This window comes from Streptomyces sp. NBC_00328, assembly GCF_036139655.1.
GTDB lineage: Bacteria > Actinomycetota > Actinomycetes > Streptomycetales > Streptomycetaceae > Streptomyces.
Map to the genome: position 1 here is coordinate 3,319,974 of NZ_CP108013.1, position 22,901 is coordinate 3,342,874.

Annotated in this window: 21 protein-coding genes; 12 read left to right on the forward strand and 9 right to left on the reverse strand. The window is 72.7% G+C overall.

Going from position 1 to position 22,901, the window contains the following annotated elements:
* Positions 1–37 precede the first annotated feature (37 nt).
* Positions 38–1,213 carry a sialidase family protein gene (locus tag OG485_RS14520; protein ID WP_328668738.1) on the reverse strand — a complete coding sequence of 392 codons (1,176 nt, stop codon included), beginning with the start codon at positions 1,211–1,213 and terminating at the stop codon, positions 38–40.
* A gap of 116 nt (positions 1,214–1,329) precedes the next feature.
* Between OG485_RS14520 and OG485_RS14525 the strand changes: the two genes are divergently transcribed.
* A complete protein-coding gene (locus tag OG485_RS14525; protein WP_328668739.1) occupies positions 1,330–1,932 on the forward strand; it encodes a hypothetical protein in 603 nt (200 codons plus the stop codon).
* Positions 1,933–2,301: 369 nt separating this feature from the next.
* On the opposite strand, the gene OG485_RS14530 is transcribed toward OG485_RS14525, so the two are convergent.
* Positions 2,302–2,538 carry a hypothetical protein gene (locus OG485_RS14530; protein WP_328453116.1) on the reverse strand — a complete coding sequence of 79 codons (237 nt, stop codon included), beginning with the start codon at positions 2,536–2,538 and terminating at the stop codon, positions 2,302–2,304.
* Between the two features lie 58 nt (positions 2,539–2,596).
* Here OG485_RS14530 and map point away from each other — a divergent pair, with 58 nt between their 5' ends.
* On the forward strand, positions 2,597–3,454 hold the full coding sequence (map, locus tag OG485_RS14535) for a type I methionyl aminopeptidase (protein ID WP_328668740.1): 858 nt from the start codon (positions 2,597–2,599) through the stop codon (positions 3,452–3,454).
* Positions 3,455–3,651: 197 nt separating this feature from the next.
* Positions 3,652–4,347, forward strand: coding sequence for a biliverdin-producing heme oxygenase (locus tag OG485_RS14540; protein WP_328668741.1), 696 nt, complete (start codon positions 3,652–3,654; stop codon positions 4,345–4,347).
* A 183-nt stretch (positions 4,348–4,530) separates the two neighbouring features.
* On the opposite strand, the gene OG485_RS14545 is transcribed toward OG485_RS14540, so the two are convergent.
* The 3 genes from OG485_RS14545 to OG485_RS14555 form a co-directional block, all read right to left on the reverse strand.
* Entirely contained in the window at positions 4,531–5,175 is a 645-nt protein-coding gene (locus OG485_RS14545) for a PhzF family phenazine biosynthesis protein (RefSeq protein WP_328668742.1), read from the reverse strand.
* A 153-nt stretch (positions 5,176–5,328) separates the two neighbouring features.
* Positions 5,329–6,843, reverse strand: coding sequence for an HtaA domain-containing protein (locus tag OG485_RS14550; RefSeq protein ID WP_328668743.1), 1,515 nt, complete (start codon positions 6,841–6,843; stop codon positions 5,329–5,331).
* Positions 6,844–7,013: 170 nt separating this feature from the next.
* Complete coding sequence (locus tag OG485_RS14555) at positions 7,014–8,426, reverse strand: HtaA domain-containing protein (RefSeq protein ID WP_328668744.1); 1,413 nt, start codon at positions 8,424–8,426, stop codon at positions 7,014–7,016.
* 118 nt (positions 8,427–8,544) lie between these two features.
* Here OG485_RS14555 and OG485_RS14560 point away from each other — a divergent pair, with 118 nt between their 5' ends.
* The 7 genes from OG485_RS14560 to OG485_RS14590 all read left to right on the forward strand — a co-directional run bounded on the left by OG485_RS14560 (position 8,545) and on the right by OG485_RS14590 (position 16,122).
* Positions 8,545–9,552 carry a heme/hemin ABC transporter substrate-binding protein gene (locus OG485_RS14560; protein WP_443048694.1) on the forward strand — a complete coding sequence of 336 codons (1,008 nt, stop codon included), beginning with the start codon at positions 8,545–8,547 and terminating at the stop codon, positions 9,550–9,552.
* Positions 9,549–10,661 (forward strand): FecCD family ABC transporter permease, encoded by a 1,113-nt coding sequence (locus OG485_RS14565; RefSeq protein ID WP_328668746.1) that lies wholly within the window; start codon positions 9,549–9,551, stop codon positions 10,659–10,661. Before OG485_RS14560 ends, OG485_RS14565 begins: the two co-directional genes overlap by 4 nt.
* A gap of 95 nt (positions 10,662–10,756) precedes the next feature.
* A complete protein-coding gene (locus tag OG485_RS14570) occupies positions 10,757–11,599 on the forward strand; it encodes a heme ABC transporter ATP-binding protein (RefSeq protein WP_443048915.1) in 843 nt (280 codons plus the stop codon).
* Between the two features lie 178 nt (positions 11,600–11,777).
* Positions 11,778–12,926, forward strand: coding sequence for an iron uptake system protein EfeO (gene efeO, locus OG485_RS14575; protein ID WP_328668747.1), 1,149 nt, complete (start codon positions 11,778–11,780; stop codon positions 12,924–12,926).
* 10 nt (positions 12,927–12,936) lie between these two features.
* Entirely contained in the window at positions 12,937–14,265 is a 1,329-nt protein-coding gene (gene efeB / locus OG485_RS14580; protein WP_328668748.1) for an iron uptake transporter deferrochelatase/peroxidase subunit, read from the forward strand.
* A 2-nt stretch (positions 14,266–14,267) separates the two neighbouring features.
* Positions 14,268–15,143 carry an iron uptake transporter permease EfeU gene (gene efeU / locus OG485_RS14585; RefSeq protein WP_328453096.1) on the forward strand — a complete coding sequence of 292 codons (876 nt, stop codon included), beginning with the start codon at positions 14,268–14,270 and terminating at the stop codon, positions 15,141–15,143.
* The gene (locus OG485_RS14590; protein WP_328668749.1) at positions 15,100–16,122 is read left to right on the forward strand and encodes a hypothetical protein; all 1,023 of its coding nucleotides are present in this window, start codon (positions 15,100–15,102) and stop codon (positions 16,120–16,122) included. The genes efeU and OG485_RS14590 overlap by 44 nt, the downstream gene beginning before the upstream one ends.
* A gap of 30 nt (positions 16,123–16,152) precedes the next feature.
* Here the strand turns inward: OG485_RS14590 and OG485_RS14595 are convergent, their stop codons facing one another.
* Positions 16,153–16,887 (reverse strand): bifunctional DNA primase/polymerase, encoded by a 735-nt coding sequence (locus OG485_RS14595; protein ID WP_328668750.1) that lies wholly within the window; start codon positions 16,885–16,887, stop codon positions 16,153–16,155.
* Positions 16,888–17,292: 405 nt separating this feature from the next.
* Here OG485_RS14595 and ddaH point away from each other — a divergent pair, with 405 nt between their 5' ends.
* Positions 17,293–18,117 carry a dimethylargininase gene (gene ddaH, locus OG485_RS14600; RefSeq protein WP_443048695.1) on the forward strand — a complete coding sequence of 275 codons (825 nt, stop codon included), beginning with the start codon at positions 17,293–17,295 and terminating at the stop codon, positions 18,115–18,117.
* Here the strand turns inward: ddaH and OG485_RS14605 are convergent.
* The 3 genes from OG485_RS14605 to OG485_RS14615 are packed head-to-tail and all read right to left on the reverse strand — an operon-like array spanning position 18,114 to position 21,675.
* Positions 18,114–19,109, reverse strand: a complete 996-nt coding sequence (locus OG485_RS14605; RefSeq protein WP_328668751.1) for a small ribosomal subunit Rsm22 family protein — start codon at positions 19,107–19,109, stop codon at positions 18,114–18,116. The genes ddaH and OG485_RS14605 overlap by 4 nt on opposite strands.
* A 50-nt stretch (positions 19,110–19,159) precedes the next feature.
* Positions 19,160–20,341: a serine hydrolase domain-containing protein gene (locus OG485_RS14610; RefSeq protein ID WP_328668752.1), complete on the reverse strand. Its 1,182-nt coding sequence runs from the start codon at positions 20,339–20,341 to the stop codon at positions 19,160–19,162.
* The gene (locus OG485_RS14615; protein ID WP_328668753.1) at positions 20,287–21,675 is read right to left on the reverse strand and encodes a multidrug effflux MFS transporter; all 1,389 of its coding nucleotides are present in this window, start codon (positions 21,673–21,675) and stop codon (positions 20,287–20,289) included. The genes OG485_RS14610 and OG485_RS14615 overlap by 55 nt, the downstream gene beginning before the upstream one ends.
* Positions 21,676–21,755: 80 nt before the next feature.
* On the opposite strand from OG485_RS14615, the gene OG485_RS14620 reads away from it, so the two are divergent.
* Positions 21,756–22,772, forward strand: a complete 1,017-nt coding sequence (locus OG485_RS14620) for a Gfo/Idh/MocA family protein (RefSeq protein ID WP_328668754.1) — start codon at positions 21,756–21,758, stop codon at positions 22,770–22,772.
* The last annotated feature ends 129 nt before the right edge of the window (positions 22,773–22,901 follow it).

A 22,901-nucleotide genomic window follows, 5' to 3' on the forward strand; every position in this document is an offset into this window, starting at 1 on the left:
GACGTCCGGGTCGGCCGAGCGCCCGGGGTGAGGACGGTCACCCGAGCGCGGTCACCGGGAGGCGCCGGAAGGTGATCGTCTCGTACGCGCCGAAGTCGCCCGTCTCGTAGAGGAGTCCGACCGTCGCGGTGTCGACGCGGACCAGATCGGAGTACGCGGCGGGCAGCCCGTCCACCGTGAGCGCGGACCGCCAGGTGGTGCCGCCGTCGGCCGAGGCGCGGACCGTCATCAGGGCGCGGAGATCCGGGTCCGCGGGACCGGAGTACAGGAGCAGGTCCGGGTCGCGGAGCTGGAGCAGGCTGCCCTGGACGACCGGGGTGACCAGGCCGGCCTGCGGGCGGAAGGGCTTGACCAGGGTTCTGCCGCCGTCGAGGGAGTGGGCGTCGGCGCGGTTGCCGGGGGACGGGGAGTCGTTGCGGGTGTTGAAGTAGACGCGGCCGTCGGGGAGTTCTGCGGCGGTGGTCTCGTTGACGTTGACGTAGCCGTTGGTGTTCTCGTCGAGGTAGCCGAGGTACCAGGTCGCCCCGCGGTCGTCGCTGAGCAGACAGTGCCCGCTGTTGTACTTCGCCTCGGTGCCGTTGTCCGTGCCGGTGGGCGGCAGGGTGTGGTTGCCGGGGACCACCACCCGGCCGGAGCCGAGCTGGAGCGCGTGCCCCGGTGTCGTGGCGTACCAGCGCCAGCCCGCCTTCTTCACCTGTGCGGTGATCTCCTTGGGAGCCGACCAGGTGCGTCCGTCGTCGTCGCTGTGCTGCACCCATACGCGCCGCCCGTCGGCCGCCTTCACCTTGCCGCGCAGCAGGGCGTCCTCGGTGGCGGCGGCGGCGCTGCGGACGTGGACGAGCAGGACGCGGCCGGTGTCGAGGGTGACGGGCGCCGGGTTGCCGGCGAGGTTGGTCCCGTTGTTCGCGACGACCTGGAGCGGGCCCCAGGTCCGGCCGCCGTCCCCGGACCGCTTGAGCACGATGTCGATGTGCCCGTGGTCCTTCGCGGAGCCGACCCGGCCCTCGCAGAAGGCCAGCAGTGTGCCGGTCCGGGTGGCGACGACGGCGGGGATCCGGAAGCTGGCGTAGCCCTCGCGCCCGGCGCGGAAGGGGACGCTCACCGCGGGATCGGTGCCCGTCGCCGTGCCCGTACCGGTGCCGGTCGTCCCGTCCGTACCGGGGCCGGTCGTGCCGTCCGTACCGGTGCCGGTCTCTGCGCTCGACTGTGTCATGGCCGGGCTCCCTGCTGCGGTCACTCATGGGGTCGGTGGTGTGGACTTCTGCCCAACTTGGGCGAATTCGTGGTGAACTCCGGGTCACGAGTGGCCCGTTGCGGCAGGATGCGGCCATGGATGCCGTACGGGTCGCGTTGCTGCGCGAAGTGCTTGCCGGGACCGAATGGCTGGGTGCGACACGGCGGTTCGGGGGAACGCTGCGGGGGTCCGTGGTGTCGCACGGCGGCGGTCTGCTGCTGGTCGGTTCCGAGGCGTACGAGCCCTGGCACCTCGCGGCACACCTCGTGGACGAGGCGGCCTGGTCGGGGACGCCGGAGCTGTCGCCGACGCTGGTGCGGCACGGGGCGCGGCAGTCGGATCCGGCTCACCTCGCGGTGGGCCTCGGACGGATCGAGGCGGCCCGGCGCGGCGAGACCCTGCTCGTGGTGGCGCCGGACGTTCCCGGGGACGCGCTGCTGGAGCGGGTGCACGGCGCCCGGCGGGCCGGGGCGACGGTACTGGCCCTGTCCCACGGGGAGGGCGAGTTGCCGGCGCTGGCCCACGAGTCGCTCGCGGTGCCGCAGGACCCCGAGCTCGACCTCGACACCGTGCAGCATCTGGTCAGCGCGGCCGCCGGGGAGAACGCGCTGCCCTCGCCCCGGGGCCGCCACCGCTTCCGCGACCGCCTGTCCCGCCTCGCGGACCAGTTGACGGCCCCACCGTCGCACCGGTGGTAGCGGGCCCTGTCCCTCCCTCTCCCCCTCGCCCTTCCCGGCGAGGCCGACGACTCGGCCGGGGCCGCAGGGCCGCCCCTGCGCCCGCCGGAAGCGTCGCGGCCGACGCGGGGTCGTCGGCCCCGTGAACCAGTCCTCGCACGAGGCGGCGAAACCGTCCCTGCGGTCCATCGCCGGAGGCGGGCGCCACGCGTGGAGCCGCACGGAGCTCCTGGGCGCTCCGCGCGGGCGGAGGGGATCCCGCCCCGCACCTCCGGTGACCGCGTCCTGACGAGCGCGTACGAGGGTCCGCCCAGGACCCCTGGCCCTGCCCCGGCGGTCAGCCGTCGGCCGTCCCGGAACCCGGTGCCGCGGCCGGCCGGGGCACCCGCCTCAGTCGTCCTCGGCGTCCGGCGCCTTGCCCGACGCGTCGTGCCACTTCGGGTCGGTCTCCCATTCGAGGTTCCGCTCCCGCGCGAGGTCCATCGCGTGTTCGGCCTCCCCACGGGTGGCGTACGGGCCGAAGCGGTCCTTGGCGGGGCACTCGGGCCCCTCCTCGACCTTCTTGTGCTCCAGGCAGTAGTACCACTCGCCGGGCTTGCCGACCGTCCGCTTCTTGAACAGGGCCATCACCAGCTCCTTTCGCCAGGGACATGTTCCCCCATGCCCGCTGGTTAGACTCGCTGCCATGTCTGGCCAGTCGCTGCTCGTACCAGGGGAGCTTTCTCCCACCCGCCCCGTGCCGGGAAACATCAGGCGCCCCGAGTACGTGGGAAAGCCCGCCCCCACGCCGTACACCGGACCGGAGGTGCAGACGCCCGAGACGATCGAGGCGATGCGTGTCGCCGGACGGATCGCCGCGCGGGCGATGGCCGAGGCCGCCAAGCTCATCGCGCCAGGTGTGACGACGGACGAACTCGACCGGGTGGCGCACGCGTACATGTGCGACCACGGCGCCTACCCCTCGACCCTCGGCTACCGCGGCTTCCCCAAGTCGCTGTGCACCTCGGTCAACGAGGTCATCTGCCACGGCATCCCCGACTCCACGGTGCTGCGCGACGGTGACATCGTGAACCTCGACGTGACGGCCTACATCGGCGGTGTGCACGGCGACAACAACGCGACCTACCTGGTCGGAGACGTCGACGACGAGTCGAGGCTCCTCGTGGAGCGGACCCGGGAGTCGCTCGACCGCGCGATCAAGGCGGTCAGGCCGGGACGGCAGATCAACATCATCGGGCGCGTCATCGAGTCGTACGCGAAGCGCTTCGGGTACGGGGTCGTCCGTGACTTCACCGGGCACGGGATCAACTCCTCGTTCCACTCCGGGCTGATCGTCCCGCACTACGACAACCCGCAGGCGACCACCGTCATGCAGCCCGGGATGACCTTCACCATCGAGCCCATGCTCACGCTCGGCACGCACGACTACGACATGTGGGACGACGGATGGACCGTCGTGACGAAGGACCGCAAGCGCACGGCCCAGTTCGAGCACACCCTCGTCGTCACGGCGAGCGGCGCGGAGATCCTGACCCTGCCGTAGCCGCCCGGAGTTCCCGCAATCACTGAAACCCGCCCTGTCCACAGGGCGGGTTTTCCCATGTGGGCACGGCCCGCGATCGGGGTACGGTTTTACCGACAGCACGTCGGGAAGAGTATTGACTTAGGTAAGCCTAACCATAGAAGATTCGACTGATCTCGCAACGGCTCTCGCCCTTCCTCACCGGCTCCGGAGGCCCCATGAACGCGTCGGACACGCTGAGCACGCCGGACACCACGGACCCGGCGGGCACACCCTTCTCGACGCTCATCCGCACCGCGTCGCACGAACAGCACACCGAGGCGGAGACCTCGACGTTCATGAGCGACCTCCTCGGCGGCCGGCTCGGCGTCGAGGCGTACGCGCGCTACACGGAACAACTGTGGTTCGTGTACGAGGCACTGGAGGCGGGGACCGAGCGGCTGGCCGCCGATCCGGTGGCCGGACCGTTCCTGCGGCCCGAGCTGCTGCGCCGCACCGCCCTGGAGCGCGACCTCGCCCACCTGCGGGGGCCGGACTGGCGGGACACGCTCAGCGCGCTGCCCGCGACCCGTGCTTACGCGGACCGGGTCACGGAGTGTGCCCTCGCATGGCCGGGCGGCTATGTGGCCCACCACTACACGCGCTACCTGGGCGACCTCTCCGGCGGCCAGATCATCCGCGGCAGGGCGGAGCGGACCTGGGGCTTCAGCCGCAAGGGCGACGGGGTCCGCTTCTACGTCTTCGAGGACATCTCCAACCCGGCCGCGTTCAAGCGGGAGTACTGCGAGCTGCTGGACGGGGTCCGGGCCGACGACCTGGAGAAGCAGCGGATCGTGGCGGAGTGCAAGCGGGCGTTCGCGCTGAACACCGGGGTGTTCAGGGCCCTCGGCGAAGAGTTCCCGCTGACCGCCTGAGGGTTCGCCCCGGGCGCGGGGTCAGCACCCGGGCCCCGGCCGCCGGAGTGCTCCGGGCCCGTGTCCCCGGGTGGTTCCCCCGGTGCGGGGGAACCACCCGGTCCGTACGCCTGCGGGCTGGTGGGGGCCGATCGCGCAGTTCCCCGCGCCCCCGAAGGGCGCGGCCGCCCCGGCCGCACCGCTTCAGCGTTCGAGGTGGACCCGGCCGCCCATCTCGACCCAGTCACCCGGCTGCGGTGCGGTGAGGATCTGCGAACCGACGCCCTGGGTGATGTTGAGGGCCCGGCCGAGCTGCTGGGTCAGCAACAACGCCGCCGCTCCGGTGGCCTCGTCCTCCTCGATGCCGTCGTTGCGGCCGGGAAAGGCGCGGGCCCGCACCCGGCCGGCGGCCTCGTCCTCCCAGGCCCAGGCGTAGATCCACTCGCCCGACGGCGGCACGGCCAGCGCTTCGACCTCGGCCGCGGTCCCGTGCCGCCGCAGCGTCCTCGGCGGCGCCCACTCGGCCCGCGCCTCGATCCAGCTGAACTCTCCGTCCAGCCGGACCCCCACCACACCGGCGGGCGTGACCAGTTCGGGCACGTCGAGCAGCCATCCCACCCCGACGCACGGGTGTCCGGCGAACGGCAGCCGCAGCGAAGGGGTGTAGATGTCGATGATCCCGCGCTCGGGGTCGTCGACGAACACGGTCTCGCTGAAGCCGAGCTTCGCGGCGAACTCCTGCCGTTCGGCGCGGTCCGGCATCACCGAGCCCTCGCGCACGACACAGAGCTCATTGCCATACCCGCCGCCTGGTCCGCAGAAGACCCGCAGCACGTCGTAGTCAGTCACTCCGGCATTCAAACATTCATCCGCCTGGCCGGTGACCCACAAGACCGGACCGCCCGCCTCCGAAAGCTCCCTGATCATCGGGAACGCTGCCGGAGGCGGGCGGTCCGGGCCGGCCGGTCCGGACGGGAACGCGTCCGGACCGGTTCCGGCGGATCAGGCGTTCTGCCGCCGTCGCATGGCGACCACCACACCGGCGCCCGCCGCGAGGGTCACCGCGGCCGCGGCCCCCAGCGCGCCGGCCGGCACCTCCGACCCGGTCGAGGCCAGGGCACCGCTCACACCGCCCGTCGTGGACCCGGTCGTCCCCGCGCCGCCCGTGGTGCCCGACGACGTACCGGAGCCGTCCGAGCCCGAGCCGGAACCGGAACCGGAGCCCGACCCGCCGTTCCCGTCCGGCAGTTCGGCGTCGTCGCTCAGCGCCACCGAGAGACCGACCGGGTCCAGCTCGGCGCCCTCGGCGTAGAAGCCCCCGAAGGCCTCCGCGCCGGCCTTGGTGAGCTTGGCGGTCACTCCGTCGAGGGTGATCACGTCGTCCTGCGCCGTCAGGCCCTCGGTGTCCGTGCTCAGGTCCGCGAGGACGACGTCGTCGGAGGTCTTGCCGAGGCTGTCGACGTCGGCGGTCAGCTCGCCGGAGCCGCCGTCGAGTTCCACGCCGAGGTCGCTGAGGGTGAGGTCGAGGCCGTAACTGCCGTTCGCCTCATGGCCCTTGAAGTTGACCGCGCCCTCGAAGGAGGCCGAGAGCGTGTCGGCGTCGGTGTCATAGGTACCGGTGGCGTCCGTGAAGGTGAAGGCGCCGTTGCCGGCGGCCTGCGTGGCGCCGCCGGACACGGTGATCTTCCCCTGGGCGGCACCGTCCACGACGTACGTACGGAAGGACTGCTTCACACCCCAGCCGAGCGTGCCGTCCGCTATCTCGCCCCGTGCGGGGGCGCCGGTCCCGGAGGCCGAGGCGGTCGGGCTCGCACTCTCCGAGGCCGGGTCCGAGGACGACGGGGACGCCGAGGCGGACGAGGTCGGCTCCGGGGACGCGGAGCCCGTCGCGGTCCCGGTCGGGGTCGCGGTCCCGGTCGGGGTCGCGGTCCCGGTCGGGGTCGCGGTCGGTGTCTGCGTCGCGGCCGGCTTCTGCGTCACGGAGAGCGGATCGCCCGCGGCCCCCTCGTAGCCCGCGCTGCCGAGGACGGTCGCCGCCTCCTTCGTCAGCCTGGTCTCCATGTCCGTCATCGTGCGGGTCACGGTGACATCGGCGAGCGGGACGTCCTCCCGGATCGTGCCGCCGCTCGTGACATCGGCGGTGATCTCCGCCGCCGCGCTGTCGAACTTCACGTCCGACAGGGTGAGTTCGAAGCCGTGCAGCTTGGAGGCGATCTTCAGACTGCCCGCGAAGCCGAGCCGTACGGCATGGGTGCCGGAGTCGTACGTCCCGCTGCCGTCGGTGAAGGTGAAGACGCCGTTGCCGTCCGCCTGCGTCGCTCCGCCGGACGGGGTGAAGGTCCCGGCCGCCATCCCGGTCACGTACGAGCGGTAGGACTGCTTGATGCCCCAGGTCAACTCGTAGTCCTTGAGCGGCGCTTCGGCGGCGGACGCGCTGGTCACGGCGAAGGCGCCGGCCCCCAGGGCGACCGCGACGGCGGCGGCGAGTGCGAGAGGGCGGTGGCGATGGGCGGCCATGGTCGTGGGTCTCCTCGGGGGTGAGCGTCCTGCGCCGGGGCGCAGGGATCGGTGGAGTACGGGGAACGAAGTGGAGTGGACGGGGAGTGGTTCGGGGGGTGCGTCGGAGTTGGGGGCGAGCCGGCGCCGGGGTTCGGTCGGGGGCGTGTTGGGCGTGGGAGTGGGTCGGGTCAGTCGGTGGGCGTGCGGCGCCTGCGGACGACGCCGAAGGCGGCCGCGGCCGTGAGGAGCGCTCCGAGGGCGAGGGCGACCGGCAGGGCCGATCCGCCGACGGGGCCGCCGCTCGCGGTGTTCTCGGCGCGGGGCGCGGTGGCAGCCTTCGCGCCGGGCGTCCGCGACGCACGCGGCGCGGGCGAGGGGGACGCGGACTCGCCGAGGTCGGGCAGGGCGGGGAGCCGTGCGTCGTCCGTGAGGGCGATCGAGAGGGTCACCGGGTCCATGCGCGTGCCTGCTCGGTAGACCCCGCCGAACGCCTTGGCGCCACGGGCCGTCAACGTGCTCGGCACCTCGGCGAGTTGGAGCAGTCCGCCCTTCGGCTTCATGCCCTTGGCGGAGAAGGTCACGAGCGGGACCTTCTTCCCGGTGAGGTCCGCGCTCGCCACATCGGCGTAGAGCGTGCCTTCGCCGTCCTCGACGGTGACCCGCACTCCGCCGAGCCCGAGGTCGAGCCCCTGCCGGCCGGTGAAGCGCAGAGCCCCGTCGAAGGCGGCCCTCAGGACGTGCTTCCTCGCGTCGTACGTTCCCTCGCCCGCCGGGAACCGGAAGAGCGCGCCGCCGTCCTGGGCCCCGGAGGTCAGCGTCCACTTCCCGTCGGCGACGGGCCCGGTGACGTACTCGCGGAACGTGCGGCGCACTCCCCAGTCGACGACTCCGTCCTCGATCGCGTCCGCCTTCGCTCTCCCGGCCTTCTTCGCCGGGGACCCGGACGGCTTCGCGGTGGGCGTGGCCGACGGCCGGGCCGGGGCCGGGACGTCCGCCTCCAGGCTCACCGGATCGAGTGCCGTACCCGCCGTGTAGTAGCCGGCGAAGGACCGGGCTCCCTGTGAAGTGAGCCTGGCCGGAAGGTTGTCGAGCCGGACGGCGGTGCCGCCGCCCTTCATGTCGATGCCGCCGAGCGAGAGGGCGGCGAAGGGCACCCCTGTGGACGTCGTGACCGTCCCGGTGCCCTTCGCCTTGCTGGTGATGTCGACGTAGAGGGTGCCGCCACCGCCGGTGATGCGGACGACGGGACGGCTGATCGTGAGGTCGAGTTCGTAGCCGCCGCCGCTCTCGCGGTGTCCGGTGAAGCGGACTCCGCCGGAGTAGGCGGCGGTGAAGGCGCCCGTGTCGCCGTCGTAGGAGCCGGTGGCGGAGTGGAAGCGGAACTGGCTCGCGCCGACCGTGGCCGCGCCCCCGGTGAGGGAGTAACTCCCCTTCGCGATGGGCCCGGTGACATAGCTCTGGAAGGACGACTTGATGCCCCAGTCGAGCCGGCCGCCCCGCACGGTGCGGCTCGCCGCGTGCGCGGCCGTGGCGGTGAGCAGGGCCCCCAGCACGGCCACGCAGACCACGGCGGCCCCCAGGGCCCTCGAACGCGCGGTCATGGGTGTCCTCCGGATTCCGGGGTCCGGAGAACCCCTGGCGACTTAGGTAAGGCTAACCTAAACTATCGACCGGACGTGCTGGAAGAGGACCGAGAGGAACAACGGGACAGTGCAACGCTTGCGCACACGACTGGCGGGGGCGCTGCTGTCCGCGCTCGCCCTCACCCTGACCGGATGCGGGGGCTCCGCCGGCCCCGCGCCGACGGCGGCCACCGGAGCCGCCGGGACGAACGGATCGGACGGCACCGACCGGGTCGAACCCCTGGCGTCCCCCGGCAAGCCCCGACTCCCGGTCACGGTGCGGTCGTTCGGCGGACCGCGGACGACCGTCGAGAAGGCCGACCGGATCGTTCCCCTGTCCGGCAGCCTCAGCGAGATCGTCTTCACGCTCGGGCTCGGCGACCGGGTCGTCGCCCGCGACATCACCGCCACCTTCGACCAGGCCAGGGAACTGCCGGTCGTCACCCGCAACCACGACGTCTCCGCCGAGAGCGTGCTCTCCCTCCACCCCGACCTCGTCCTCGCCGAGTCGACGACCGGACCGGAGGAAGCGATGGAGCAGATCCGCGACGCCGGTGTCCCCGTCCTGGTCGTCGCCCCCGCGCGCGGCCTCGCCGACGTGGGCCCGCGCATCCGGACGGTCGCCGACGCCCTCGGGGTCCCGGCGGCGGGGAAACGGCTGGCACAGCGGTCGCAGGACCGGATCGCCGCCGTGCGCAAGGCGATTCCGCCGCACGCGGACCACCCGCGCGTCGCCTTCCTCTATCTGCGCGGCTCCGCCTCCGTCTATCTCATCGGCGGCCGCGGCTCGGGCGCGACCTCGCTGCTGGAGGCGGCGGGGGCGGTCGACGCGGGCGCCGAGTCGGGCCTGGACAAGGACTTCACCGCCATCACCACCGAGGCGCTCGTCCGGACCGCGCCCGACGCGATCCTCGTGATGTCCAAGGGCCTCGCGTCCGTCGGCGGAACCGACGGACTCGTCAAGATCCCGGGGGTGGCGCAGACCCCGGCCGGCACGAAGCGCCGGGTGGTGTCCGTCGAGGACGGCGTGCTTCTCAACTACGGGCCGCGCACGGACCAGGTACTGCGCTCGCTGGTACGGCAGTTGTACGGGGACGCCCGATGACCGCCCTCGACCGCCCGGCGTCCGGGGCGCCCGCCGAACCGGTCACCGGCGAGGCCGCCACCGCTCCCGTGCGGGGGCGGGCCCACGGCGCCCCCTGGCTCCTGACCGCCGGGCTGCTCGCCGTCCTGCTCGCCCTGGTCCCCGTGGCCGCCGGGCTCGGCGCGTACCCCATCCCCACCGGGGACGTGCTGGCCTCCGTCGCGCACCGCGCCGGTCTCGGGGGCGCCGCGCTGGACCGGGTCCCGGAGTCGGTCCTGTGGGACGTGCGCTTCCCGCGGATCGTGCTCGCGCTGCTCATCGGCGCCTCGCTGGGCTGCGCGGGCGCTCTGATGCAGGGCGTGTTCGGCAATCCGCTGGCCGAACCGGGCGTCATCGGCGTCTCGTCGGGCGCGGCGGTCGGCGCGGTCGCCGCCATCGCGCTCGGCCTGGGCTTCCTCGGCACCTTCACCGTCCCGGCCGTCGCCTTCGTCACGGGACTGGCCGCGGTCCTGGTCGTCTACGCGATGTCCCGCTCGGGCGGCCGCACCGAGGTCGTCACGCTGATCCTCACCGGGATCGCCCTGAACGCCTTCACCGGCGCCCTGATCGGACTGTTCCTGTTCTTCGCGGACTCCGCCGCCGTCAGCCAGATCACCTTCTGGCAGCTGGGATCGCTGGCTCAGGCGACCTGGCCGAAGGTTCTCGCGGTCCTGCCCTGCGCCGCGACCGGCCTGGCCCTGGCACCGCTGTACGCCCGCCGGCTCGATCTGCTGTCCCTCGGCGAACGGCCGGCCCGGCACCTGGGCGTCGACGTCGAACGGCTGCGGCTCGTCCTCGTGCTGGTCATCGCGCTGCTCACCGCGGCGGCCGTCAGCGTCTCCGGGATCATCGGCTTCATCGGTCTGGTCGTACCGCATCTGCTGCGCATGGCGGCCGGGCCCGGACACCGCTTCCTGATCCCCGGCAGCGCGCTCGGCGGCGCGGCCGTGCTGCTGGCGGCCGACCTCGCCGCCCGGACGATCGCACAGCCCGCCGAGCTCCCCCTCGGTGTCCTGACCGCCCTGCTGGGCAGCCCGTTCTTCCTGTGGCTGCTGCGCAGGACCCGTCGCAGGCAAGGAGGCTGGGCGTGAGATCCGCCGGAAGCGACACCGGGCGCACGCTCCCGGGACTCCCGGGATTCCCGCGCACGAGGGCCGGGTCCCGGCTCGCGCGTACCGCCGGGCGGCTGCGGCTCGCGCGTACGGCACGGCTCCTGCCGCCGTCCGCGCCCGCCCCCGGCGACGTGCTCGCCGAGACCGAGGGCCTCCGGGTCCGGCTCGGCGACCGGGAGGTGCTGCACGGGGTCGACGTCACCGCCCGCGCGGGCGAGGTCCTCGCACTGGTCGGGCCCAACGGGGCGGGAAAATCGACCCTCCTGGCCGCGCTGGCGGCCGATCTGCGCACCGCGGAAGGGGTCGTACGCCTGCACGGGCGTCCCGCGCAGGACTGGTCGGCCGCCGAACTCGCCCTGCGCCGGGCCGTGCTTCCCCAGTCGGCGACGCTCTCCTTCCCGTTCACCGTGGAGGAGGTCGTCCGCATGGGGCGGGCTCCCTGGGCCCACAGCCCGCAGGACGACGACGCGGCGGTCGGCGCGGCCATGGCCGCCGCCGAGGTCACCGGCTTCGCGGCCCGCTCGTTCGCCGCGCTGAGCGGCGGGGAGCGCGCCCGGGTGGCGCTCGCCCGGGTGCTCGCGCAGCGCGCGCCACTGCTGCTGCTCGACGAGCCGACCGCCGCACTCGACCTGCGGCACCAGGAGTTGGTGCTGCGGGTGTGCCGGGAAAGGGCGCACGCCGGTGACGCGGTGGTCGTGGTGTTGCACGACCTCGGGCTCGCCGCCGCGTACGCGCACCGGGTCGCGATCCTGTGCGCCGGTCGTGTCGCGGCCCACGGCCGGCCGGCGGAGGTCTTCACCGACGAACTGCTGACCGAGGTCTACCGGCAGCCGGTCGAGGTGTTCCCGCACCCCAGGACCGGCGCCGCGCTCATCGCCCCGAAACGCGACGAACCCTTCCACTTGACCATCCCTTGACCTTTCCATGGGGTCTGTTTTGAGTCGCCGTGATCAAGCCGTTCCTGTACGGCGTCTGTGAGAGGTGAATCACCGCACGGGCGGGTATCAGTGAGGCAAGCCTCAGATAAGTTAGGCCAGCCTCACCATGCCGAACGGGCCCCGCCGTGCGGCTTGTCCGACTTCTCTTGGAGCCTGCATGCGAGCCGTTCGACTGTCCGTTGTCACCGCTGTCGCCACCGCGACCGCTCTGGCCGCCGTCACGGGTTGCACCCAGAAGAGCGACGCCAAGAACGGCGACGCGATCCAGGTAACGGCCAGCGACACCGCGTGCAAGGTGTCCAAGAAGGAGTTCCCCGCGGGGCACGTCCAGCTCGACATCGAGAACAAGGGCTCCAAGGTCACCGAGGTCTACCTGCTGTTCCCGGACGACCGGATCGTCAGCGAGCGGGAGAACATCGGTCCCGGCACCAAGCAGCGGGTCACCGCCGAGGTGAAGGCCGGCGAGTACACCATCGCCTGCAAGCCCGGGATGAAGGGCAAGGGCATCCGCCAGGCCGTCAAGGTCACCGGCGGCAAGGTCGCCAAGCGCGACCCGCGTCTGGACAAGGCGGTCGCCGCGTACCGCGAGTACGCGCAGGAGCAGGCCGACGCCACGCTGCCGAAGGCGGAGGCGTTCGCCAAGGCCGTCAAGGCCGGTGACCTCGAGGCCGCGAAGAAGGAGTTCGCCTCCTCGCGTCTGGGCTGGGAGCGCACCGAGCCGGTCGCGGAGTCCTTCGGTGACATCGACCCGAAGGTCGACGTCCGCGAGGACGGCCTGGAGGAGGGCCAGGACCCGGCCACGGACTGGACCGGCTGGCACCGCCTGGAGAAGTCCCTGTGGCAGGACAAGAAGATCGGCGACCGTGAGAAGGAGCTCGCCGACCAGCTCGTCACCGACCTGACCGACTGGCAGAAGCGGGTCGGCAAGGCCGAGATCACCCCGACCTCCATGGCCAACGGCGCCAAGGAACTGCTCGACGAGGTCGCCAGCGGCAAGGTCACCGGCGAGGAGGACCGCTACTCGCACACCGACCTGAGCGACTTCAAGGGCAACGTCGAGGGCGCGCAGAAGGCGTACGAGCTGCTCAAGCCGGTCGCCTCGGAGAACGACGCGGCGCTGACGGCGGAGCTCGACAAGCAGTTCGCCGCGCTGAACACGCTGCTCGACAAGTACCGCACGGACAAGACCTCGTACGACTTCACCTCGTACGACAAGGTCGGCAAGGCCGACCGCAAGGAGCTCTCGGACGCCGTCAACGCGCTCGCCGAGCCCCTGTCCAAGCTCGCCGCCGCCGTCGTGAAGTAGGAGCAGCGCCATGACGGACACCCCGGACAGCACGAACGCCACGGACAGCACGAACGCCACGGACGGCGCCTGCCCCGTCGAGCCCGCCCGCGCCGGCTCCGCGCCCAGCCGGCGTTCCCTGATCGGCTGGGGCGGTGCCGGGCTCGCGCTCGGCGCCGCCGCGGCCGGCGGTGCCGTCGCGATGACCCGCGTCGGCAACGACGTCGATCCGGCCGGCGCCGACACCGGTGCCGGCGTCCCCTTCCACGGCCCGCATCAGGCCGGCATCGCGACAGCGGTGCAGGACCGGCTGCACTTCGCCGCGTTCGACGTGAAGACGGACGACCGCGCCGAGTTCGTCCAGCTCCTCAAGGACTGGACGCAGGCCGCCGCCCGGATGACCGCCGGACAGGCGGTCGGCGAGGGCGCGTACGGCGGTCTGGCGGAGGCTCCGCCGGACGACACCGGTGAGGCGCTGGGGCTCAAGCCGTCCCGGCTGACGCTGACCATCGGCTTCGGTCCGTCACTGTTCGGGAAGTTCGATCTGGCGGACCGGCGGCCTGATGCGCTCGTCGATCTGCCGGCCTTCTCGGGCGACAACCTGGACAGGGCGCGCAGCGACGGCGACCTGTGCATCCAGGCCTGCGCGGACGACCCGCAGGTGGCGGTGCACGCCATCCGCAACCTGGCCCGCATCGGCTTCGGCAAGGTCGCCATCCGCTGGTCGCAGCTCGGCTTCGGCAAGACGTCGTCCACGACCCCGGACGCGCAGACCCCGCGCAACCTGATGGGCTTCAAGGACGGCACCCGCAACATCGCGGGCACCGAGACCGCGCGGCTGCGGAAGTTCGTGTGGGCCGACGAGAAGGACAACGGCCCGGACTCCGCCTGGATGACCGGCGGTTCCTACCTCGTCGCCCGGCGTATCCGGATGAACATCGAGACCTGGGACCGTACCTCGCTCCAGGAGCAGGAGGACATCTTCGGCCGCGACAAGGGCGAGGGCGCCCCCGTCGGCAAGGCCAAGGAGCACGACAAGCCGTTCCTGAAGGCGATGAAGCCCGACGCGCACGTCCGGCTCGCCCACCCCGACTCCAACGACGGGGTGACGATCCTGCGCCGCGGCTACTCCTTCACGGACGGCACGGACGGTCTCGGCCGCCTCGAAGCGGGCCTGTTCTTCCTCGCCTACCAGCGGGACGTACGCAAGGGGTTCATCCCCCTCCAGCGCAGCCTGTCGCGCTCCGACGCGCTCAACGAGTACATCCAGCACGTGAGTTCGGCGGTCTTCGCCGTTCCGCCCGGCGTCCGGGACAAGGACGACTGGTGGGGCCGGGCGCTGTTCTCCAAGGAGGCGTAGCCGTGTTCAGCAACTACCTCATCGGACTCCGCGAGGGCCTGGAGGCCAGCCTCGTCGTCTGCATCCTCATCGCCTACCTGGTGAAGACGGAGCGCAGGGACGCCCTGAAGCCGATCTGGATCGGCATCGGTGTCGCGATCACCGTGGCGCTCGGTTTCGGCTGCGCCCTGGAGTTCGGCTCCCAGGAGATGACGTTCCAGGCCCAGGAGCTGCTCGGCGGTTCGCTGTCGATCCTCGCCGTGGGCCTGGTGACGTGGATGGTCTTCTGGATGCGGCGCACCGCCCGGCACCTGAAGTCCGAGCTGCACGGCAGGCTGGACGCGGCGCTCGCCATGGGAACGGGCGCGCTGGTCGCGACCGCGTTCCTGGCGGTCGGCCGGGAGGGCCTGGAGACGGCCCTGTTCGTGTGGGCGTCGGTGCACGCGGCCAGCGACGGCACGCCCCGCCCGCTGATCGGCGTGGCGCTGGGCCTGGCCACCGCGGTCCTGCTCGGCTGGCTGTTCTACCGCGGCGCGCTGAGGATCAACCTCGCCAAGTTCTTCACCTGGACCGGCGGCATGCTGGTCGTCGTCGCCGCGGGCGTGCTCGCGTACGGCGTCCACGACCTCCAGGAGGCCGACTTCGTCCCGGGACTGACGAACCTGGCCTTCGACATCAGCGGCACGATCGACCCGTCGAGCTGGTACGGCACCCTGCTGAAGGGCGTCTTCAACTTCCAGCCCGACCCGACCGTCCTTCAGGTCACGGTGTGGGCCCTGTACTTGGTGCCGACGCTCACGATCTTCTTCGCCCCGGTAGGGTTCGCCTCCGGGAAGAAGAAGGTGAAGGCACCTGATGAGCAGGGATCGCACGGGTCGCAGCCCTCGAAGGCCTCTTAGTCTCCGTCGTCTCGGCCGTCCCGCCCTGGCGGCGACGACGGTGACCGCGCTGTGGGCGGCGGCGAGCGGCTGCGTGGTGGTGCACGGCGAACGAGAGGTCGTGCCGGCCACGACCCGCGCCGAAGCCGCCCGCGCGCTGGAGGACTTCACCGCCGCCTACAACAAGGCGGACGCGACGTACGACCGTTCGAAGGACGCGGACCGGGTGACCGGTCCGCTCGCGGACATCGACGGCGCCAAGCTGAAGGCCGGACGCATCGGCAGACCGGGCGGGAATCCCACGCATTCGCCGCTGGAGTTCGACGACGCCGAGTTCTCGATCCCCGCGAAGGCCGGCTGGCCCCGCTGGTTCGTGGCGAACGCGACCGCCAACAAGGGCGTACCGGGCAGTCGCTGGCTACTCGTCTTCACCCGGGACGACGCCCGCGAGCTGTGGCAGGCCTCGTATCTGACGGTCCTCGGGGCCGGTGACGTACCGGAGTTCGCGAAGGACGAGGACGGCTGGGCGCAGCCCGTCGCCGCCGACGACGCGGCGCTCGCGGTCGAGCCGCGCAAGCTCGGGCAGACGTACGCCACCTATCTCAGGACCGGCGGCGACACCTTCGCCACCGGCGTCCACACCTCGCAGTGGCGGGTCCAGCGCGAGAAGTTCGCCAGCCGGCCCGGACTCGCCCGGCAGTACATCGACCAGCCGCTGACCTCGGGCGACTACGCGCCGGTGGGGCTGCGCACCGCGGACGGCGGGGCGCTGGTGTTCTTCGCCACGCACCGCTTCGAGAAGGAGACCGCCGCCGCGGGCACCGAGATCCCGGCCCCCGGCGCGGAGGTGCAGGCCCTGACCAGGGGTGAGATCAACCAGTCCCTGACCCTGGAGTTCGTCTCCAACCAGGTCGTCATCGACCCGTTGAAGGGCTCGGGCCGAGGGCAGGTGTCCGTCCTCGGACGGGTCGAGGGGCTGACGGGCGCCAAGGGCGAGTAGTCCGGGGCCGGTCCCCCGCCCGGCCGGGGCTCAGCCCCGGTGGGGCCAGGCGGCGAGCCGGTCCGCGCCGTTCTCCCCGGCGTAGCGGGCGCATTCGTCGGTCAGGATCTCCAGGAGCGTGAGCGGGTCCGGCAGCGGATGCTCGGGGCCGCGCACCCAGTCGACGCCCAGACCGCCGGGGAGCTGGGCCGGCGGCACGAGGACGTACGAGCCGCGGCAGTGCCAGCGGAGGCCGGGGTGTTCGTCCATCGTCTCGGGGTGGCAGTCCAGCTCGCAGGGCCACCACTCGTCCTCGTCCTCGGGCGTACCGCGGGTGAGGGTGAAGAAGAGCATGCGGCCGTCGCCGGTCTCCGCGACGGGTCCGACCTCGATGCCGGAGGCGAGCAGGCGCTCCAGCGCCTCGCGCCCGGCGTCCAGCGGCACGTCCAGGACGTCGTGCACCATGCCGGTCGCGGTGATGAAGTTCGCCTTCGGCTGGTGCCGGGCCCAGCGCTCGATCTGCGCGCGGTCGGTGGTCGACTGCGTCTGCCAGGCGAAGGAGACGGGGTGGCGCGCGGGGGTGGGACAGCCGACGCGGTCACAGGAACAGCGGTAGCCGGAGGGGTACGCGGCCTGCGCGAGCGGCAGCCCCGCGGCGGCGGCGGCTAGCAGCAGGGCCTCACGGCCGTCGGCGGACGTCTGCGCCGGGGCTTTGGGCCGGCGTCCGCGCAGCCACTTCGAGATCCTGCCCCGCGTGCCGGAGCGGTGACCGAACTCTGCGCTCATCTATCCCCTCGCCTCGCCGTAGTGCGACTCGTCCTTGCCCCATCGTCCCACCATCCTGCGCTCCGGGTGGCCGGAGCAGACAACCGGGGTAGGTGGGGCGATGCGTCCACCAGGCCCTGATCATGTGTTATTGCATGATTAGTGGCGATTTCACGGACACCGGGCAGGGGGCCGGCCCGTGCGGGGTGTAGTCGACCGGCGCGCCCGTGTAGTCGTACGAGACCGACGCCACTCGGGCGGACCGGGGCAGCGTGGGCCCGGTGACGCGGGAGGCGGCGGATCGGGCGCGGTGGGGCGGATCGGGGGACCCCCGCCCGTACGCCTCCCGCACGCCTCCCGCTCCCGGGGCCGGGCGCACCGCACCATGAGCATCAACTGCCCCTGCGGTTGCGTAAGGAGCCCTCCTTGCACCCTCTTCGCCGCGCCACGCCCCGGCGCTACCTCATGTGCCCACCGGTGCACTTCGACGTCACGTACGCGATCAATCCGTGGATGAACCCCGCCAAGCCGGTCGACGTGCCGCTCGCCCTCGCCCAGTGGGAGGACCTCCGGGACCGCTACCGCTCTCTCGGCCACTCGGTCGAGGAACTCGCCCCCCGCCCGGGTCTGCCGGACATGGTCTTCGCGGCGAACGGCGCGACGGTCGTGGACGGGCGGGTGCTGGGTGCCCGGTTCGCCTACCCGCAGCGCGAGGCGGAGGCGGCGGCGCATCTGGAGTGGTTCCGCGCCCGCGGGTACGGCCGGATCCGCGAACCGGAGCACGTCAACGAGGGAGAGGGCGACTTCGTCGTCACGGGGTCGTACCTGCTCGCGGGCCGGGGCTTTCGCGCGAGCCCGCTCTCGCACGGGGAGGCACAGGAGTTCCTCGGCCGCCCGGTGATCGGCCTGGACCTGGTCGACCCCCGTTACTACCACCTGGACACGGCCCTCGCCGTCCTCGACGACGGCACCGACGAGATCATGTACTACCCGCCGGCCTTCTCCCCCGGCAGCCGCGAGGTCCTGCGCCGGCTGTTCCCGGAGGCGCTGACCGCCACACCGGAGGACGCCGCCGCGATGGGCCTCAACGCGGTCTCGGACGGACTGCACGTGCTGCTGCCGCAGGAGGCGACGGGCCTCTTCGACCCGCTCCGGGAACGCGGATTCGTTCCCGTGGGCGTCGATCTCGGCGAGCTCCTCAAGGGCGGCGGAAGCGTGAAGTGCTGCACCCAGGAGCTGCGGGGCACCTAGAAGGCGTCCCCGGGCGGCGGCCAGGCGTCGCCCCACTCGGCGTCGCGGGCCGCCTTGTACAACGGTCCGTGACGCTTGGTCACCGTCTCCCGGCGCAGTGCCTCGTCCTGCCCGCACAGGTCGAGCAGGACCTGCCCCTTGCGGATCTGCGGCTTGCGCACGACGCGCGAGGGCGCCGGGGCGGGCTCGAAGCGGGTCGCGGCGACGTAGCTGAACTTCTCGTCCTCGTACGGCAGGGAGCCGCCCTTGACCTGCCGGTGCAGGGAGGAACGGGCGACCCGCGCGGAGAAGTGGCACCAGTCCTGGCCCGGGACGATGGGGCAGGTGGCGCTGTGCGGGCAGGGGGCGGCGACGTGGAAGCCGGCGCCGATCAGGCGCTCGCGCGCGGCGAGGACCCGGGTGTAGCCGTCGGGGGTGCCGGGCTCGATGATCACCACCGCCTGGGCGGCGCTCGCGGCCGCGTCCACGACCGAGGCGCGGTCGTCCTCGGTGAGCTCGCCGAGGACGTACGAGACCGTGACGAGATCAGTGCTCTCGATGGTGAGCGCCGCTCCGATACGAGAGCGCTGCCACGCGGCGCCCTCCAGTTCCGGGTTGGCGGCGGCGATCTCCCGGCCGAGCGCGAGGGCCGGCTCGGCCCAGTCGAGCACGGTCACCGGGCGGACGCCGTCCCAGGTCGCGTTCACCGCCCAGGTGGCCGCGCCGGTGCCGCCGCCGACGTCCACATGGCTCCCGGGCGCCCAGCCGGGCACCGCGTCCGCGAACGCCTCCAGCGCCGCGCACACCGCCTCGAACGTCGCGGGCATCCGGTACGCGGCGTAGGCGGCCACGTCCGAGCGGTCCCGCAGGATCGGCGTGTGGGTCGGGGTGGTCCCCCGGTAGTTCGCGATCAGCCGCTCGACCGCCTGCGCGGCGGCCTTGGGCGGCAGACCGTCGAGCAGTCCGGCGAGGGCGCTGCGCAGGGTGTCGGCGGAGGGTACGGGGGCGTTCACGGCCCGATTCTCTCAGGTGCCGGCGCACCCCGTACCGCCCGGCCGGTCGCTCAGGTCCCGCGCACCGCCCGCCGCAGCCGGGTGGCCGCCGCCGCCCGGGGCGCGTTGTCCGCCGGGCGGCGCCGGGGGTGGACCGTGTTGGCGAGCAGGACGAGGAACGTGTCCGTCGCCGGGTCCAGGACCAGGGAGGTGCCGGTGAACCCGGTGTGGCCGGCCGCGCCGTGGCCCGCGAGGGTGCCCATGAACCAGGGCTGGTCGAGGGCGAATCCGAGGCCGGGCGGGGTGAGGAGGAGTTCGACGAAGTCGGGGCCGAGGATGCGGGCGGGGCCGTACGAACCGCCCGCGAGCAGGGTGCGGCAGAACACGGCCAGATCGCGCGCGGTGGAGAACAGGCCGGCGTGCCCGGCCACCCCGCCGAGCGCCCAGGCGTTCTCGTCGTGCACCACCCCCCGCAGCATGCCCCGGTCCGCCTTGGCCCACGGCCGCCGCTGGTCCTCCGTGGCCGCCGCGCCGGGGCAGGGTCCGAAGGCGGTGGCGTTCATCCCGAGCGGGCGCGTGATGCCGTCCCGGACGAGGACGTCGAGCCCCCGGCCGGTGACGCGTTCCAGGACGAACTGGAGGAGCAGCAGGTTGATGTCGGAGTACCGGTACTCGCCCGGCTTCGACGAGGGGGCCTCGGCCCGCAGCAGTGCCAGCCGGGCCGTGTCGTCCGGGCAGTCGTACAGCGGGAGTTCGGGGCGCAGCCCGGAGGTGTGGGTGAGCAGCTGCCGTACGGTGATGCCGTGCTCGCGGGCCGCGCGGAACTCCGGGAGGTACGCGCCGACGCGCGCCTCGATGCCCAGCGTGCCGCGCTCCAGCTGCTGCACCGCGGCGACCGCCGTGAACAGCTTGGTGAGGGAGGCCAGGTCGAAGGGCGTGTGCACGGTCATCGGCACCCGTGCGTGCGGCGGCAGCTCGACCCCGGTGTCCTTGTCCGCGTCGTAGGCCGTGCAGCGGACCGCCCAGCCCGCCGCCTCCTCGACGGCGATGACCGGGCCGCGCCCCGCGACCACCACGACGCCCGCCGCCCACGGGTCGTCCCCGCGGGTGAGGGCACGGACCTCGTGGACGAGCCCGCGCAGTTCACCGGCGTCGAGTCCGGCGCGTTCCGGCGTGCCGTGCCGCAGTCTTGGCGCGCTCAGTTCTCCGCCCCTTTCCCGTTCACCGTGTGTCCCGTCCGCCGGGGACGGCACAGTCCCACGAAGCAGCCGACGGCCACCAGCGCGGCCACCAGCTGGACAACGGCCATCGGGACGGCGGTGTGCTCTCCCGCGACGCCGACGAGGGGTGAGGCGACCGCGCCGACGAGGAAGGAGGAGGTGCCGAGCAGCGCGGAGGCGGAACCGGCGGTGTGCCGTACGCGCATGAGGGCGAGCGTCTGTGTGTTGGGCAGGGCGAGGCCCATGGCGGACATCAGCACGAACAGCGCGGCGGCGACCGGGGCGAGCCCGACCCGTCCGAGGGCGCCGGTGGACATGAGCAGCAGCGCGGTCGCGGCGAGGACGACGAGGGCGAGGCCGGTGGCGAGGACCTTTTCCAGGGCGACCCGGCCGACCAGCAGTTTGCCGTTGATCTGCCCGGCGATCACGAGGCCGACGGAGTTCACGCCGAAGAGCAGGCTGAAGGTCTGCGGGGAGGCGCCGTACAGGTCCTGGATCACGAACGGGGAGGCCGAGATGTAGGCGAACAGGGCCGCGAAGGTGAAGCCGCCCGCGAGCATGTACCCGGTGAAGACGCGGTCGGCGAGCAGCCGGCGCATGGCACGTAGCGCCTCGCCGACGCCGCCGCCGTGCCGGTCCGCGGGTTCGAGGGTCTCGGGCAGTCTCGCCCAGACGAGGGCCGTCAGCGCGATGCCGACGGCGGTGAGGACCACGAACACGCCCCGCCAGTCGGTGAAGCGCAGGATCTGTCCGCCGATGAGGGGCGCGACGACCGGGGCGACGCCGGAGATCAGCATGAGGGTGGAGAAGAAGCGGGCCATCGCCACGCCGTCGTACAGGTCGCGGACGACCGCGCGGGCGATCACTATCCCGGCCGCGCCGGCGAGCCCCTGGACGAGGCGGAAGGCGACGAGGAGGCCGATGCCGGGCGCGAGGGCACACAGGGCGGTGGCGAGGACGTAGACGGCGAGGCCCCCGAGCAGCGGGCGCCGGCGGCCCCACCTGTCGCTCATGGGTCCGACGACGAGCTGCCCGAGCGCCATGCCCGCGAGGCACGCGGTGAGCGTGAGCTGCACGGTGGCGGCCGGGGCGTGCAGGGAGCCGGTGACCTCCGGCAGCGAGGGGAGGTACATGTCCATCGCGAGCGGGGGTGTGGCGGTGAGCCCGCCGAGGACGAGGGTGACGAGGAGTCCGGTGCGGCGCGGACCGCGGGGTTCCGCGTGCGGTCGCGCCGGGGCGCCGGACTCGGCTCCGGCGGCCGGCGGTGACGCCTCGGCGACCGTCGGCGCGGTGCCCGCGGTCCCTGCCTCCGGTATATGCCCTCGCGGGCTCTCCTGGTCCCGCGTGGTGCGGCCACGCTCGGGCATGTGCCCCCCTCTCGGAAAGATGCGGCCCCTATGCTCTCAGTTCGAGCAGCGAGTTCGGAGTCACGGATCAAGGGGCGGGCATGACGGGCGAGCGTGAACGCGTGCGGTGGGGGATTCTGGCGACCGGCGGGATCGCCGCGGCGTTCACGGCGGACCTGGTCGACATGCCGGACGCCGAGGTGGTGGCCGTCGCCTCACGGACGGAACCCTCGGCGAAGGCGTTCGCGGAACGGTTCGGGATTCCTCGGGCGTACGGGGACTGGGCCTCGCTCGCCGCGGACGAGGACGTCGACGTCGTGTACGTCGCCACGCCGCACTCGGCCCACCGGGTGGCCGCGGGGATGTGCCTGGAGGCGGGCCGCCATGTCCTGTGCGAGAAGGCGTTCACGCTGAACGCGCGGGAGGCCGAGGAGCTGGTCGCGCTCGCCCGGGGCAACGGCCGCTTCCTGATGGAGGCCATGTGGATGTACTGCAATCCGCTGGTCCGGCGGCTGAAGGCGCTGGTCGACGACGGGGTGATCGGTGACGTGCGCACGGTGCAGGCCGACTTCGGTCTGGCCGGGCCGTTCCCGCCCTCGCACCGGCTGCGGGATCCCGCGCAGGGCGGCGGCGCGCTGCTCGATCTCGGCGTCTATCCGGTGTCGTTCGCGCAGCTGCTGCTCGGGGAGCCCTCGGACATCGCCGCGAGAGCAGTGCTCTCCGACGAGGGCGTCGATCTCCAGACGGGTGCACTGCTCTCCTTCGAGAGCGGCGCTCTGGCTTCGGTGCACTGCTCCATCAACGGCGGCACGCCCGTCGCCGCCTCCGTCACCGGCTCCGCGGGCCGCATCGACATCCCGGGCGGCTTCTTCTTCCCGGAGCACTTCGTCCTGCACCGCGACGGCCGCGAACCGGAGACCTTCCGTGCCGACCCCTCCTCCGGCCCCCGCAACAGCCTCAAGCACGAGGCCGCCGAGGTGATGCGTGCCCTGCGCGCCGGCGAGACCGAGTCCCCGCTCGTCCCGCTCGACGGCACGCTCGCCGTGATGCGGACGCTCGACACGATCCGCGAGCACGTCGGCGTCCGCTACCCGGGCGAGGCGCAGCGCCAGGCCTAGGTGCAGGCGTAGGCGCAGGCCTAGATGTAGGCGTAGAGGCCGGATCCGCCGGGCCTCACGTACGGCGGGCCCCGGTGGTTCACCAAGAAACGGTCAACGGCTCAACCCTCACATACGGAAGCCGCATCT